At 70.5% G+C, this 13,860-nt stretch carries 12 protein-coding genes; 5 read left to right on the top strand and 7 right to left on the bottom strand.

The window, feature by feature from the left end:
- Window positions 1-16 precede the first annotated feature (16 nt).
- On the top strand, window positions 17-667 hold the full coding sequence (locus NTM_RS08150) for an isochorismatase family protein (protein WP_163766006.1): 651 nt from the start codon (window positions 17-19) through the stop codon (window positions 665-667).
- 65 nt (window positions 668-732) lie between these two features.
- Here the strand turns inward: NTM_RS08150 and NTM_RS08145 are convergent, their stop codons facing one another.
- From NTM_RS08145 to NTM_RS08135, 3 genes are read right to left on the bottom strand one after another with little or no spacing between them, the layout of a single operon-like run.
- Complete coding sequence (locus NTM_RS08145; protein ID WP_163766005.1) at window positions 733-1,155, bottom strand: PPOX class F420-dependent oxidoreductase; 423 nt, start codon at window positions 1,153-1,155, stop codon at window positions 733-735.
- Entirely contained in the window at window positions 1,152-2,270 is a 1,119-nt protein-coding gene (locus NTM_RS08140) for an FAD-dependent oxidoreductase (RefSeq protein ID WP_163766004.1), read from the bottom strand. The genes NTM_RS08145 and NTM_RS08140 overlap by 4 nt, the downstream gene beginning before the upstream one ends.
- Window positions 2,267-3,034 carry a glutaminyl-peptide cyclotransferase gene (locus tag NTM_RS08135; RefSeq protein ID WP_163766003.1) on the bottom strand — a complete coding sequence of 256 codons (768 nt, stop codon included), beginning with the start codon at window positions 3,032-3,034 and terminating at the stop codon, window positions 2,267-2,269. The genes NTM_RS08140 and NTM_RS08135 overlap by 4 nt, the downstream gene beginning before the upstream one ends.
- 30 nt (window positions 3,035-3,064) lie before the next feature.
- Between NTM_RS08135 and NTM_RS08130 the strand changes: the two genes are divergently transcribed.
- The gene (locus NTM_RS08130; protein ID WP_104865128.1) at window positions 3,065-4,210 is read left to right on the top strand and encodes a zinc-binding dehydrogenase; all 1,146 of its coding nucleotides are present in this window, start codon (window positions 3,065-3,067) and stop codon (window positions 4,208-4,210) included.
- Here the strand turns inward: NTM_RS08130 and NTM_RS08125 are convergent.
- Window positions 4,191-5,015, bottom strand: a complete 825-nt coding sequence (locus NTM_RS08125; protein ID WP_104865127.1) for a helix-turn-helix transcriptional regulator — start codon at window positions 5,013-5,015, stop codon at window positions 4,191-4,193. The genes NTM_RS08130 and NTM_RS08125 overlap by 20 nt on opposite strands.
- A gap of 100 nt (window positions 5,016-5,115) precedes the next feature.
- Here NTM_RS08125 and NTM_RS08120 point away from each other — a divergent pair, with 100 nt between their 5' ends.
- Window positions 5,116-5,844, top strand: a complete 729-nt coding sequence (locus NTM_RS08120) for an SDR family oxidoreductase (protein WP_163766002.1) — start codon at window positions 5,116-5,118, stop codon at window positions 5,842-5,844.
- Here NTM_RS08120 and hrpA read toward each other — a convergent pair.
- The 3 genes from hrpA to NTM_RS08105 all read right to left on the bottom strand — a co-directional run bounded on the left by hrpA (window position 5,819) and on the right by NTM_RS08105 (window position 11,021).
- Window positions 5,819-9,736 (bottom strand): ATP-dependent RNA helicase HrpA, encoded by a 3,918-nt coding sequence (gene hrpA / locus NTM_RS08115; protein ID WP_163766001.1) that lies wholly within the window; start codon window positions 9,734-9,736, stop codon window positions 5,819-5,821. The genes NTM_RS08120 and hrpA overlap by 26 nt on opposite strands.
- A complete protein-coding gene (locus tag NTM_RS08110) occupies window positions 9,618-10,031 on the bottom strand; it encodes a hypothetical protein (protein WP_236645110.1) in 414 nt (137 codons plus the stop codon). The genes hrpA and NTM_RS08110 overlap by 119 nt, the downstream gene beginning before the upstream one ends.
- A gap of 93 nt (window positions 10,032-10,124) precedes the next feature.
- Window positions 10,125-11,021: a mycobacterial-type methylenetetrahydrofolate reductase gene (locus NTM_RS08105; RefSeq protein ID WP_104865124.1), complete on the bottom strand. Its 897-nt coding sequence runs from the start codon at window positions 11,019-11,021 to the stop codon at window positions 10,125-10,127.
- A 181-nt stretch (window positions 11,022-11,202) separates the two neighbouring features.
- Here NTM_RS08105 and NTM_RS08100 point away from each other — a divergent pair, with 181 nt between their 5' ends.
- Complete coding sequence (locus tag NTM_RS08100; protein ID WP_232079657.1) at window positions 11,203-12,372, top strand: hypothetical protein; 1,170 nt, start codon at window positions 11,203-11,205, stop codon at window positions 12,370-12,372.
- A gap of 10 nt (window positions 12,373-12,382) precedes the next feature.
- On the top strand, window positions 12,383-13,840 hold the full coding sequence (locus NTM_RS08095; protein WP_163766000.1) for a protein adenylyltransferase SelO: 1,458 nt from the start codon (window positions 12,383-12,385) through the stop codon (window positions 13,838-13,840).
- Window positions 13,841-13,860: the final 20 nt, after the last annotated feature.

Below are 13,860 nucleotides of genomic sequence, written 5' to 3'. Positions count from 1 at the left end.
AGGGGATTCTTCGATGATGAACATCCACCGAAGCGACACCGCCGTCGTGTTCATCGACCCGCAGAACGACGTGCTCAGCCCGACCGGCATCAACTGGGCGGCCACCGGTGCCAGCGTCACCGAGAACGGCACCGTCGCGCACATGCTCGACATCTTCCGGGCCGCCAAGGAAGCGCAGTTCGGGATGTTCATCTCGCCGCACTACTTCTATCCCACCGATCATCGCTGGCTGTTCAACGGCGCCTTGGAAACCGACGAGTTACGCACCGGAACCTTCGACCGCTCCGGACCGCTGAACCTCGACGGACTGCCCGGATCCGGTGCGGACTGGCTCGAAGAGTTCAGGCCCTACATCGAGGACCCGGACACGGTCGTCGTCAGCCCGCACAAGGTCTTCGGTCCGCAGACCAACGACCTCGTCCTGCAGTTGCGCAAACGTCGGATCGGCAAAGTCCTCCTCGGGGGCATGCTGGCCAACATGTGCGTGGAATCGCACCTTCGCGATCTGCTGGAACAGGGTTTCGAGGTCTACATCGTGCGTGACGCCATCGCCGGGCCCCGCCATCCCGAGTGGGGAGACGGCTATGCGGCCGCGCTGGTCAACTACGCGTTCCTCGCCCACGGCGTGGTGTGGACCGAGGATATCGTCGCAGAGATGCTGAGATGAACCGTGTGACAACCCCGTTCGGGTTCTCCGCGACAGCGGCCCGCCACCGCCGCGATCTCCGGGTTTCAGCGCAACTTCTCGCCGTAGACCTTCTCGACCGTCATCGCCATCAGCACGCGGCGGTCCGACACCATCACCGAGCGGTACTCGTCCCAGTCGGGGTGCTCGCCCGCGGCGCTGCGGTAGTAGTCCACCAGCGCCTGCACCTCGGGACCGTGCGGGTCGGTGCCGGGGCCGGTCAACGTCACCGGTCCCTCCGCGGTGACCCACGCCCAACCGTCGGCGCTGGTGACCTCGAGCGCGGCGCGGGGATCCCGGCGCAGGTTCGCGGTCTTGGCGCGCCCGTCGGTCATCGACACGTAGATGACCCCGGCGCCGCGGTCGTAGAACGGCGTCACCGGGGACAGTTGCGGGATCCCGCTGGACTTGATGGTGGCCAGCACGCCGAGGCGCGCGGACGCGAGCAGTTCGTGGGGGTCGAAACTCATGTGTTCTCCTGTCGCACACCGCGATAGATGCCCCGGCGCACGATCCACGGCATCAGCACCCGCTCGAACGCCCAGGCCGGGAACCGGAACGCCGTGCCGTTCGGCGCGAACACCTCCAGCCCGTCGGGCTGGATACCCAACACCGAACCCCAACGCCGGGTCGGGGGACGGTATTTCCGCAGCGGCTCGCCTGCGAAGTACGCGCAGATGTTGCGGGCCAACAGACCGTCGGCGCGGTTGCGCGCAGAGCTGCGCAGCGGGTCGGTCGCCGCGACGTCGCCGACGGCGAAGATCTCGGGGTGCCCGGGCACCTGCAGCTGCGGGGTCACGCGGACGAAGCCGTCCTCGTCGAGCAGCTCGGCGGGCAGCCAGCCGGTGTTGGGCCGCACCTTGCCGACGGCCCACAGCACCACGTCGGCGGCGGCGGGCGGTTGGCCGGTGCTCCACCGCACCGGTCCCGCGGTCAGCTCCTCACCGGTGAATCCCGGTTCCAGCGCGGCGCGGTGGCCGGGCTGCAGACGCACCCCGGCGGCGAGCAGCCGGGACCGGACCTTCTGCCACGTGCGCGGGTGGTGCCCGGCCAGCGCGCGCTCGCCGGGGAAGTACAGCGCGACCTGTTTACCAGGCCATGCCGTCGCGATCTGCGCGGCGCTGCTGACCGCCGCCGCGCCACCACCAACCACTGCCACAGATGTTGCGGCGGAGAGCTTCTCGTGCGGGTCACGCAGGGACCGGCCGACCTGATCCGGCGTCTGCAGCGCGGCCCGGCGCCAGAACCCGTTGCTGACGCCGGTCGCGATCACCAGCACGTCGTAGGGCACCTCGGTGGCGGTGCCGTCGGCGCGGGTCACCGAGACGGTACGAGCGCCGGTGTCCACCCCGGTCAGCGTGCCGTGCACGGTGCGGGCCCGGTCGAGCCCACGGAAGCGGGAGAACGGGATCCAGTTGTGCCGGGCCCAGTCGTCGGGGCGGGCCAGTCGCCAGCCCAGCTCCTGCCCGCTGACCAGGCCAGGATTCGTCGAGATCCCAGTCACGTCAACGTGTCTGGCGAGCCTGATCGCGGTGAGCACTCCGACGTCGCCGAGGCCGGCGATCACGACACGGCGCCCCGTCACCGCAGTTCGACCCGGAACGTCTTCGGCCAGTCCTTGCCGGTGAGCAGGAACTCCGAGCCCTGGACGTGGGCGATGCCGTTGAGCACCTGCGCAGTCGGCGGGATCCCCCGTTCCCGCAGCGGGGCCGCGTCGACGACCAGGGTGACCGTCCCGGTGCCGGGATCGATGCGCACGATGGTGTCGGTCGGCCACACGTTGGCCCACACCTGGCCGTCGACACACTCCAGTTCGTTGAGACCCTTGACCACGCCGGAGTCTCCGGTGACCTCCACGCTTCCGATCTCGGCCAGCGTGTCCGGGTCCAGGAACTGCAGCCGGTTGGTGCCGTCGCTGCGGATCAGCCGGTTCCCGTCGTAGCAGAGCCCCCATCCCTCCCCGGCCAGCGGGACCTCGCGCACCGGCGTCAGGCTCTCTTTGTCCCATTCGACGGCGATCTCGTCCTGGTAGGTCAGCTGCCAGATCCGGTCCCCGACCACGGTGATGCCCTCGCCGAAGTAGCCGCCCGGGATCGCGACCGCGCGCGCCACCTCCCCGGTCGCGGGGTCGAGCCGGCGCAGCTGCGACTGCCCCGCCAGCCCCGTGCCCTCGTAGAGCACCGGCCCGCTGATCTCGAAGCCTTGGGTGAACGCGCCAGGATCGTGCGGGATCTCCTCGAGCACCACCGGCTGGATCACCGGCGCCGGGCCGGCCTGGGCAGCCGGCGGGGAGGCGCAGCCCGCCACCACCGCAAGCATCAGAGTGGCCCACAGGGGCGACTTGCTCATACCGCCGTTCTACCGTGCGACGATGGCGCAATGAAAGCGGTCAGTTGTTTTCACGGCGATCTGAAGGTCGTCGACCTGCCGTCCCCCCGCCCCGACGACGCCCAGCTGCTGCTCGACGTGCTGCGCTGCGGGATCTGCGGGTCGGACCTGCACGCCAAGGATCACGCCGACGAGCTCACCGAGGTGTTCGCCGAGGGCGGCTACCACGACTTCGTCCGCAGTGACACCCCGGTGGTGATGGGCCACGAGTTCTGCGGCGTGGTCGCCGACCGCGGCCGTAAGGCGGGCAAGGAGTTCAAGCCGGGCACCACGGTGGTGTCGTTCCCGCTGCTGCGCGCCCACGGCGGCGTGCACCTGACGGGCCTGTCACCGAAGGCGCCCGGCGGCTACGCCGAGCAGGTGCTGGCCGAGGCGGCGCTGACGTTCGTGGTGCCCAACGGCCTGGATCCGTCCACCGCCGCGCTGACCGAGCCGATGGCGGTCGCCTATCACGCGGTGCGGCGCAGCGACATCACCGGCAAGGACGTCGCGATCGTGCTCGGCTGCGGCCCGGTCGGGCTGGCCGTGATCTCCCACCTGAAGGCCAGGGGCGTGCGCACGATCGTCGCCAGCGACTTCTCCCCCGGCCGGCGCGCGCTGGCCACCCGCTGCGGCGCCGACATCGTCGTCGACCCCGCCGAGGATTCGCCGTACGACGCGGTGCCCGCCAAGCAGCGCGGGCTGACCGAGCTGCCCGCCCTGTACGAACTCGGTATCGGTGCGATGGAGAAGCTGCGCAAGATCCCCGCCTGGTCGCACGTGTACCGGGTCGCCGACCGGCTCGGCGGCACCGCCCCGAAGCGTCCGGTGATCTTCGAGTGTGTCGGCGTTCCCGGCATGATCGACGGCGCCATCAGCGCCGCCCCGCTCGCGTCACGGGTGATCGTGGTCGGTGTCTGCATGGGTGAGGACAAGCTGCGCCCGGCGATGGCGATCGGCAAGGAGATCGACCTACGCTTCGTATTCGGTTACACGCCTCTGGAATTCCGCGACACCCTGCACATGCTCGCCGACGGCAAGGTCGACGCGTCACCGCTGGTGACCGGGACGGTGGGGCTGGACGGCGTCGCCGGGGCGTTCGCCGACCTCGGGAACCCGGAGAAACACGCGAAGATCCTCATCGACCCGTCTCGGTAGCCGCCAGCGATCCGAGTAGCGAAAGCGCCTCGGCGCTCGGCGATCCGGCCTCGGCGTGGTAGACCACCAGCTCCTGGCCGGGGCTGGACCGCACGTCGAAGGTCTGCATCGTCAACGTCATCTCACCGACCCCGGGATGGCGAAACCTCTTGCTCTGCGCTGACTTCCGCCGGGCATCGTGACTGGTCCACAGGTCGGCGAACTCGGGGCTGGCCTCCAGCAGCTCGGCGAGCACCGCGCGGATCCGCGGATCGTTGGGCGCCTGCCCGTAGCCGTGCCGGAAGCCGGCGACCGCGTCCTCGGCGACCGCGGCCCAGTCGGCGTAGAAGCCGCGTGCGGCCGGGTCGGTGAACACCACGTGCAGCAGGTTCGTCGAGTGCTCCCATCCCGAGAACATCGCGTCGGCGATCTGGTTCGAGGCCAGCACGTCATAGGCACGGCTGTACACGATCGCCGGGTTGTGCGGCCACATGCTCATCAGCTGCAGCAGCGCGGGGTCGACGTGGACGGCGGCCGCGGTGTGCACCCGCGGGCTCAGCGCGGCCAGCCGGAACAGGTGTTCCCTGCCGTCCTCGGGCAGCCGCAGTGCCGCAGCGAGCGCATCGACCACCTGGGCCGACGGATGGCGTTCGCGGCCCTGCTCCAGGCGGGTGTAGTAGTCGACGCTCAACCCGGCCAGCAGCGCGACCTCCTCCCGCCGCAGCCCGCTGACCCGGCGCTGCCCGACCGAGGGCAGGTCCACCTCGGCCGGGGTGACCTGCGCGCGGCGTGCCTTCAGGAACTCCCCGAGCTCGTTTCCGGCCATCTCCGCAGCGTAACCGGGTTCGGCGGGACGTTCCTGGGTGCAGCACTCCCAGGTACACCGCATCCTCGTACGTTCGGCGGTCCGCGCCGACAGTGGAGGCATGACGAATCACAGCACTGCTCTGGTCACCGGAGCAAGTAGCGGAATCGGCCGCGCGGTCGCGGCACGACTGGCCTCCGACGGGTTCACCGTGATCGCCGCGGCGCGGCGCACCGACCGGCTCGACGCGTTGGCCGCCGAACTGGCCGACGCGCCCGGCACCGTCGAACCGTGCGCACTCGACGTCACCGACTGCGACGCGGTGCGCGATGCGGTCGACCGAATCGTGTCCCGGCACGGCAGCATCGACGTACTGGTCGCCAACGCGGGGGTGATGCCGCTGTCGCGGCTGGACGCGGGGCTCGTCGACGAGTGGGACCGGATGATCGACGTCAACATCCGCGGTCTGCTGCACGGAATCCACGCCGTGCTGCCGCATTTCACCCGTCAGCAGCGCGGGCACGTCGTCACGGTGGCCTCGGTCGGCGCCCACGAGGTCGTCGCGACCGGGGCGGTGTACTGCGGGACCAAGCACGCCGCGTGGGCGATCACCGAAGGGCTGCGGCTGGAGTCCCCGCCGTGGCTGAAGGTCACCACGGTCTCCCCCGGTGTGGTGGAATCCGAACTGGCCGACACGATCAGCGATCCGGTCGCCCGTGACGCGATGGTCGACTACCGCCGCGACGCGATCGGGCCGGAGGCCATCGCGGATGCGGTCGCGTACTCGGTCGGCACCGCGGCGGACGTCGATGTCAACGAGATCGTCATCCGGCCGACTCGGCAGCGTTGATCGCCCGGTAGATGCGCTGTTCGCTGACCGGCCGTGCGGTGCCGAGCTGCTGCGCCCACAGACTGACCCGCAGTTCCTCGATCATCCAGCCGATGTCGACGACATCGGGCGCGGCGGCCCGGGCCGGTGACAGCGCCGCGCGCAGGTCGTCGTATGCGCCCTGCACCGCGGCGACCCGGTCCATCCGCTCACGGTCGGCCGCGAGGCCGTGCGGCAGCCGCTCCAGCCTGCGGCTGATCGCGGTCAGGTAGCGGGTCAGGTCGCCGAGGCGCGCCGCGCCGGTGGCGGCGACGAAACCCGGTGGCACCAGCCGGGACAACTGCGCGCGGATGTCGGCGATCGCGGCGGCCTGGGCCTGGCTCGGCTGCTTCGGCAGCGCGAGCTCCACCTCGTGCAGCGCGGCGAGCACGCTCTGCACGCGCCGGACGACGTCGCCGGTGGTCTTGGCCAGCCCGGACGCCAACCGCTGCCTGGCAGCGGCGAACTCACCCTTCGACCACACCGGTTTGGGCGCCAGGGCCTGTACCGCGGCCTGCGCGCAGTCGTCGAGCAGCGCCTGCAGCGAACCGTCCGGGTTGTTGCCCAGGAGCAACCGGGTCCGGGTATCGAGGCTGCGCTCAACACCTTTCGTGACCGACGGGACCGCGAGCAGCAGCAGCCGCCGGCTGCCGCGCACCGCGGCGGCGTCCTGTTCGGCCTTCGTCGCGAACACCCGGATGTCCACCGCGGCACCCGCGGGAACCAGGGCGGGGAATCCGCGTACGAGATGGCCGGAGGCGCCGGCCCGTTCCACCACCTTGGGCAGCTCGTCGAGATCGGCGGGCCAGTCGCGCAGCCCGGTGCGCTCGAGATCGCCCGCGACCGTCGCCGCGACCGCATCCCGGGTCGGCGCGGCGAGTTTGCGTTGCAGCGCCTCGAGATCCTTGCCGCGTTCGACCACGGTGCCGTCGCCGTCCTCGACGGCGAAGGTGACCCGCAGGTGGGCGGGCAGCTTGCTCAGATCGAACGCGTCGATCGGCACGAGAACCCCGGTGCGGCGCCGTAATTCCCGCTGCACCGCATCCAGCAGCGGCCCGCTGTCGGGGGTGATGGACTGCAGCAGCGCGCGTGCGGTGTCCGGGGCGGGTACGAAGTTGCGGCGCAGGTCCTTCGGCAGCGATTTGATCAGCGCGGTGAGCAGTTCCTCGCGCAGTGCGGGCACCTGCCAGGCGAAGTCGTCACCGCCGAGGCGCGCCAGCACGTCCACCGGCACGTGAACGGTGACCCCGTCGTCGGCGGCGGCCGGGTCGAACCGGTAGCTCAGCGGCAACGCCAGGTCCCCGGAGCGCCAGGTGTCGGGCTGATCGTCGCCGGTATCGTTGCGCAGCAGGTCATCCCGGGTCAGCGTGAGCAGATCGGGATTCTTGTGCCGCTCCTTGCGCCACCAGCCGTCGAAGTGCCTGCTCGACACCACGTCGGCCGGGATCCGGGCGTCGTAGAACGCGAAGATCTCGTCGTCGGAGACCAGCAGATCTCGGCGACGCGCCCGCTCCTCGAGGTCGGCGAGTTCCTCACGCAGCCGCGCGTTGTCGCGGAAGAAGTGGTGCTTGGTGCGCCAGTCGCCGTCGACGAGGGCGTGCCGGATGAACAGGTCCCGCGCCGCCTCCGGGTCCACCTGCGCGTAGCCGACACGGCGACGCGCCACCAGCGGCAGCCCGTACAGCGTGACCCGCTCGTAGGCCATCACCGCGCCGCGCTCGGAATCCCAGTGCGGCTCACTGTAGGTGCGCTGCAGCAGATGCCCCGCGACCCGCTCGACGGTGTCGGGTTCGATGCGCGCCGCGGTCCTGCCGAACAGCCTGCTGGTCTCGACGAGGTCGGCGACCACGACCCAGCGCGGCGGACGCCGGGTCAGCACCGACCCCGGGGCGAGCACGAACTTCGCGTTGCGGGCACCCTCGTAGGTCCGGCCGTCCTGGTCGCGCATGCCGACGTGCGACAGCAGCCCGGCGGTCAGGGCGGTGTGCACCGTGCGCGGGTCGGCAGGCTCGTCCTGCTCACGGATGTTCAGATCACGGCAGATGCCGCGCAGCTGGCCGACCAGGTCCTGCCACTCGCGGATCCGCAGGTAGTGCAGGAACTCGTCACGACACATCCGCCGGAAAGAGCTGCCGGAACGCTCCTTTCGCTGATCGGTCAGGTATCGCCACAGGTTCAGGTAGGACGTGAAGTCCGAGTGCTCGTCGGCGAAGCGGGCATGCTTCTGCCGGGCCGCGTCCTCGCGGTCGGCGGGGCGTTCGCGGGGGTCCGGGATCGACAGCGCCGCGGCCAGTACCAGCATCTCCCGGACGCAGCCCTCCCGGTCGGCTTGCAGGATCATCCGGCCCAGCCGCGGATCGACCGGGATCTGCGCAAGCCTGCGGCCGGTGTCGGTGAGCTCGCCCCCGCGGTCGAATGCGCCGAGCTCCTGCAGCAGCGCCACCCCGTCCCGGATGCTGCGCGCGTCGGGCGGGTCCAGGAACCCGAACTCCTCGATGTCACCGAAGCCGAGCGCGGCCATCTGCAGGATCACCGCGGCCAGGTTGGTGCGCAGGATCTCGGGATCGGTGTAGCGGGGCCGAGATTGGAAGTCCTCCTCGGAGTACAGCCGGATACACACACCGGGTGCGGTACGGCCGGACCGGCCCGCCCGCTGCGCCGCCGAAGCCTGCGAGATCGGTTCGATCGGCAGCCGCTGCACCTTGGTCCGCCGGCTGTACCGGGATATCCGCGCGGTGCCCGGGTCCACCACGTACCGGATCCCGGGCACCGTCAGCGACGTCTCGGCGACGTTGGTGGCCAACACGATCCGCCGCGCGGTGCGGCCGGGCTGGAACACCTTCTGCTGTTCGGCGGTGGGCAGGCGCGCGTAGAGCGGCAGCACCTCGGTGTGCGCCGGATCGGTGACGGCGCGCAGAGCCTCTGCGGTATCGCGGATCTCCCGCTCTCCGGACAGGAACACCAGCACGTCGCCGCGCGGCTCGCTCTCCAGTTCGGCGACGGCGTCGATGATCGCCTCCACCGGGTCGCGCAGCTCGGTGCGGACCACCTCGTGATCCGGGTCGTCGGGGTCCTCGTCGTCGCCCGCCGGTACCACCACTTCCAGCGGGCGGTAGCGGATTTCGACGGGATAGGTGCGTCCCGAGACCTCCACGATCGGGGCGTCGCCGAAGAACCGCGCGAACCGCTCCGGTTCGATGGTCGCCGAGGTGACGATGACCTTCAGGTCGGGCCTGCGTGGCAGCAGCTGGCGCAGATATCCGAGCAGGAAATCGATGTTGAGGCTGCGTTCGTGCGCCTCGTCGATGATCAGCGTGTCGTAGCGCAGCAACCGGCGGTCGCGCTGCACCTCGGCGAGCAGGATGCCGTCGGTCATCAGCTTCACCAGCGTCCGGTCGCCGGCGTGGTCGGTGAACCGGACGGTGTAGCCGACGGCCTCGCCCAGCGGCGTGCCGAGTTCCTCGGCGATGCGGGTCGCGACGGTGCGGGCCGCGAGCCGGCGCGGCTGGGTGTGGCCGATGGTGCCGCGGATGCCCCGGCCCAGTTCGAGGCAGATCTTGGGCAGCTGCGTGGTCTTGCCGGAGCCGGTCTCACCGGCGACGATCACGACCTGGTTCGCCTCGATCGCGGCCGCGATCTCGTCGCGGCGCTCGGTGACCGGCAGCTCCGGATAGCTGATGTCGGGGACGGCGGCGCGCCGCGTCGCGACCAGTGCCTCGGCGGCGGTGAGGCGTTCGGTCAGCTTGGCGAGTTGGTCAGGGGTGGGGTCGCGCAGTTGCCGCAGCCGGCGGCCCAGCCGCGCGGCGTCGCTGATCGTCAGACCGTCGAGGCGCGCACGCAGCGCTCGCACATCGGTTCTGGACGGTTCGGGCACCCGGCAACGATAGGCGGTACAGCACGATGGCGGCGAACACGATCTCGGTGGCGGCCACCCCGGTGGCCAGTTGCATCGCGGTGCCCATCGACGCTTCCCCGGCGGCGGCGTTGCCGTGCCGGTGCCCGGCCAGCGGCAGGTGCACGGCGATCATCGCGACGTTCATCACGGCGACCAGCACCCAGCTGCGCACGGTGTCGAACCGCCACACCTCGTACGCGCAGTACAGACACGCCGCCGCCATCACGGCGGTCCACGGGGTGGGCGAACTGGCGTGCAGGACAGCCGAACTCACGGCGAGTACGGCACCGGTCCCGCGCACGACGGGACTACACCGTCGAAGCGCCGCACCGTCCATACACAAGTAGACCCCGGTGAGGCCGAAATCTCATCCCGAGATGTCAGGCGCCCAGTAGTCGAGCATCGCGGCCAGCGTCTCGAATGCCGCGGTGTTGATGCCGTAGGTGGCCTCGAAGTGCACGCTGAGCGGGAACCCGAGCTCGCCGACCCCGTCGATGACCCGCTTGTACAGGTCGACCATCATCCGCCGGCGGCCGTCCGGGTCGGTCTCGGCGAGCGTGCGGACGAAGTCCTGCTCGCGTTCGACGGCCTCGTTGCCGGGGTCCTGGATCAGCCAGTTGATCAGCCCGACGCGGCTCTCCACCTTCGGGACGAACCCGAACGACAACAGGATCTCGGGCCGGTGATCGGTCTTGTCGGCGAACTCGGTGAGCATTCCGACGATCGCGTCCGAGTACAGCAGCTGCGTCATGCCATAGGTGGCGCCGCGGTCGCATTTGAAGTTGAAGCGCCCGTACTCGCCCTCGCGGGTCGGGATCAGGATCACGCCGCGGTTGTCCACGACGTTGTCGAAGATCGACAGCGCATCGGTCGGCGCGACGCCGGTGCCCTCACCGTCGCTGAGGGTGCGGGGCACGCCGACGAACGCGATGCCCTCGAAGCCGCTGTCACCGAGCCGGGTCAGCCGGCCGCGCAGGGCGTCCTCGTCCATGAACGCCGTGACCTGGGTGCACAGCCCTTTGATCCCGGGCAGCTCGGGCTTGATCATCTCCCAGAAGTCGAGGACGTCGAGCTTGGGCTTCATCTCGATGGGACGGTCGCCGTCCTCCTCGATCATCCCGGGGATCATCACGTGGCGGATGCGGCCGGCCAGGCCCGCCTCGGCCGAACAGCGCACCACTTTCTCGGCGTCCTCGAGGGCCTGCTCGCGTCCGCGGTCCACATTCGGCGGCACGAGTTCCAACGCGATGGTGTTCAGGCTCACAGCGGCGCTCCACATCTGCTGACGACTTTTCCCCCGGGCTGACCTGCGACTACGCCGTCGCGGCCACGCATTCCCCCGTGAGTCGGGAAAAATCACCATACCTGGGCGACGTTTGTGGGCCGTGTGAGCTTTCATGGGGTAGATCCCCATGACTTCGATACTGATGACAAGACGATCCCCCGTGTCCCGACCGTCCCCGTTCCTCGTCGCCGTGCTGGCACTGCTGTCGTGTGTTCTCGCAGCGTGCACCGGTGTGGAGCCGTCCCCCGGTTCGACGACGACCTCGACCTCGACCTCGACGTCGCGTTCGCCGTTCGAGCCGACACCGACCAACGCGGTCCCTGACACCTCCGTCCCGCTGCTGGCCTACCGCGCGGCCGACGAGATCGGCATCGTCGAGGGCACCTCGGTGGTCGCGACCGCCGAGGGGGCGTTCTCGCCGTCGAACGACCTGATCGTCACCGAGGACGGCAAGTTCGTGTTCGCGCGGACCGTCGACGGGCAGCTGACGGTGCTGGAGGTCGCCACCGGCGAGGGTGCGACGCGGGAGTTCCCGGTCGGACCGTCGCTGGGCACCGCGGGCGGCAGCACCGTCGTGTGGTGGGAGCAGCCGAACCGGCTGATGCGCGTCGACCTGGCAGATCCGCAGTCGCAGCCTGAACTGCACCAGATCGTCGATCTGCCACCCGTGGCCGGTATCCGGCCCGGGGAGCCGCGGCTGGTGGTGGCCCGCGGCGGGACGACGGTGCTGGCGCGGGTCGAGGCGCCGCCGTCGCCGTTCGGCGGCCCGGACACCCTGTACGCGATCCGCGGGCCGGGCCCGCCGACACCGCTCGGTCAGGTCGACGCGAACAGCCCGGTCACCGTGGCCCGGCTGAGCCCGGACGGCGCGACACTGTCCTACGCCCTGTACCGGGCCACCGACAGTGCATGCGGCACCGCGGCCGTGGTGACGTCGGACGCCGACGGGACGCAGCAGACGTTCGACGTCGCGGGCCCCGACGCCGACGCCGGCTCCCGGGTCACCAAGCTGTGGTGGCCCTCCACGGGCCCGCCGAAGCTGAGCCTGACCACCTGGACGTGCGGGCAGCCGCAGACCTATCCGCCGTTGGTGTGGCAGGTCTCCGGTGAGCACATCGCCCAGTCGGACCCGCCGACGTCGGCGCTGCAGACCGCAGAGGTGGCCCCCGGCCAGCGCGCCCTGGTCCTGCCGAGCACGGCCTCACCCGCGGATCCGGCGGGGACGCTGGTGTTCGAGGAGAGCTCGCGCCGGATCGCGGTGAAGGGCTCGGCAAACGGCTCGGAAATGGGCCCTGTCGACGCGATCGCCGTGATCCCCCCGTCTCCGTAGTCTGGATGGGGTGAGTATCGCCCTGCAGAGCCGGTTCGCCGCCGAGTTGCCTGAGCTGACGGTCCGGTGGAAAGCCGAGGAGGCGCCCCAGCCGAGGTTGCTGGTGGTCAACGACGCGCTGGCGGCCGAGCTCGGGGTCGACGTCGACTGGCTGCGCGGCCCCGACGGGGTGGCCCTGCTGACGGGCAACCAGGTCCCGGCGGATGCGGCGCCCGTCGCGCAGGCGTACGCGGGTCATCAGTTCGGCGGGTTCCAGCCGCGGCTCGGTGACGGCCGGGCGCTGCTGCTGGGCGAGTTCGAGGGCGCCGACGGCACGCTGCGCGATCTACACCTGAAGGGGTCGGGCCGCACTCCGTTCGCCCGCGGCGGTGACGGGCTGGCCGCGGTCGGCCCGATGCTGCGCGAGTACGTGATCAGCGAGGCGATGCACGCCTTGGGTATCCCGACGACGCGGGCGCTGGCCGTGGTGGCCACGGGCCGCCCGGTGTACCGGGAGACCGAGCTGCCCGGGGCGGTGCTGGCCCGGGTCGCTTCAAGCCATCTGCGGGTGGGGACGTTCCAGTTCGCGCCGCTGCTGATGCAGGCCACCGGCAACACGGATATTCTGCGGCGGCTGGCCGACTACGCGATCGCGCGGCACCACCCGGCGGCCGCCGACGCCGAGCAGCCGTATCTGGCGCTGCTCGACGCCGTCAGCGCGGCGCAGGCCCGGCTGATCGCGCAGTGGATGCTGGCCGGCTTCATCCACGGGGTGATGAACACCGACAACATGACGATCTCGGGCGAGACGATCGACTACGGGCCGTGCGCGTTCATGGAGGGCTTCGACCCGGAGACGAAGTTCAGTTCGATCGACAGCTGGGGCCGCTACGCGTACGGCAACCAGCCGTCCATCGCGCTGTGGAACCTGGCCCGCTTCGCCGAAGCGCTGCTGCCGCTGCTGGGCGAGGACACCGAACAGGCGATCGCGGCGGCCGAGGCGACGCTGGGCGGTTTCCAGGCTGTCTACGAGGCGGCGTGGACCGACGGCATGCGGGCGAAGCTCGGGGTGAGCGGTGCACCCGACGAGGTGGCGGCACCACTGATCCAGGATCTGCTGACGCAGCTGCACCAGAGTCGGGTCGACTTCACGTCGTTCTTCCGTCGGCTGGCCCAGGCCGCGCGTGGGGACGCCGAACCGGTCCGGGGCGAGTTCATCGACCTCGCCGCGTTCGACGCGTGGTTGCACCGGTGGCAGGCGCTCATCCCGGATCCCGGGGCGATGGACCGGGTCAATCCTGTCTACATCGCACGCAACCACCTGGTGGAGGAAGCGCTGACCGCGGCCACCGCCGGCGATATGGCGCCGGTGACGCGGCTGATCGAGGCGATCCGGGCGCCGTTCGATGCGCGGCCCGGTTTCGAGCGGTACGCCGAGCCCGGCCCGAAGGAGTTCAGCGCCTCCTTCCAAACGTTCTGTGGAACATGACGACTGCGGTTAGCGTGCAC

Source organism: Mycolicibacterium parafortuitum, from assembly GCF_010725485.1.
GTDB lineage: Bacteria > Actinomycetota > Actinomycetes > Mycobacteriales > Mycobacteriaceae > Mycobacterium.
The sequence above is the reverse complement of the archived record's forward strand: the minus strand, read 5'-3'. Positions and strand labels throughout refer to the sequence as shown.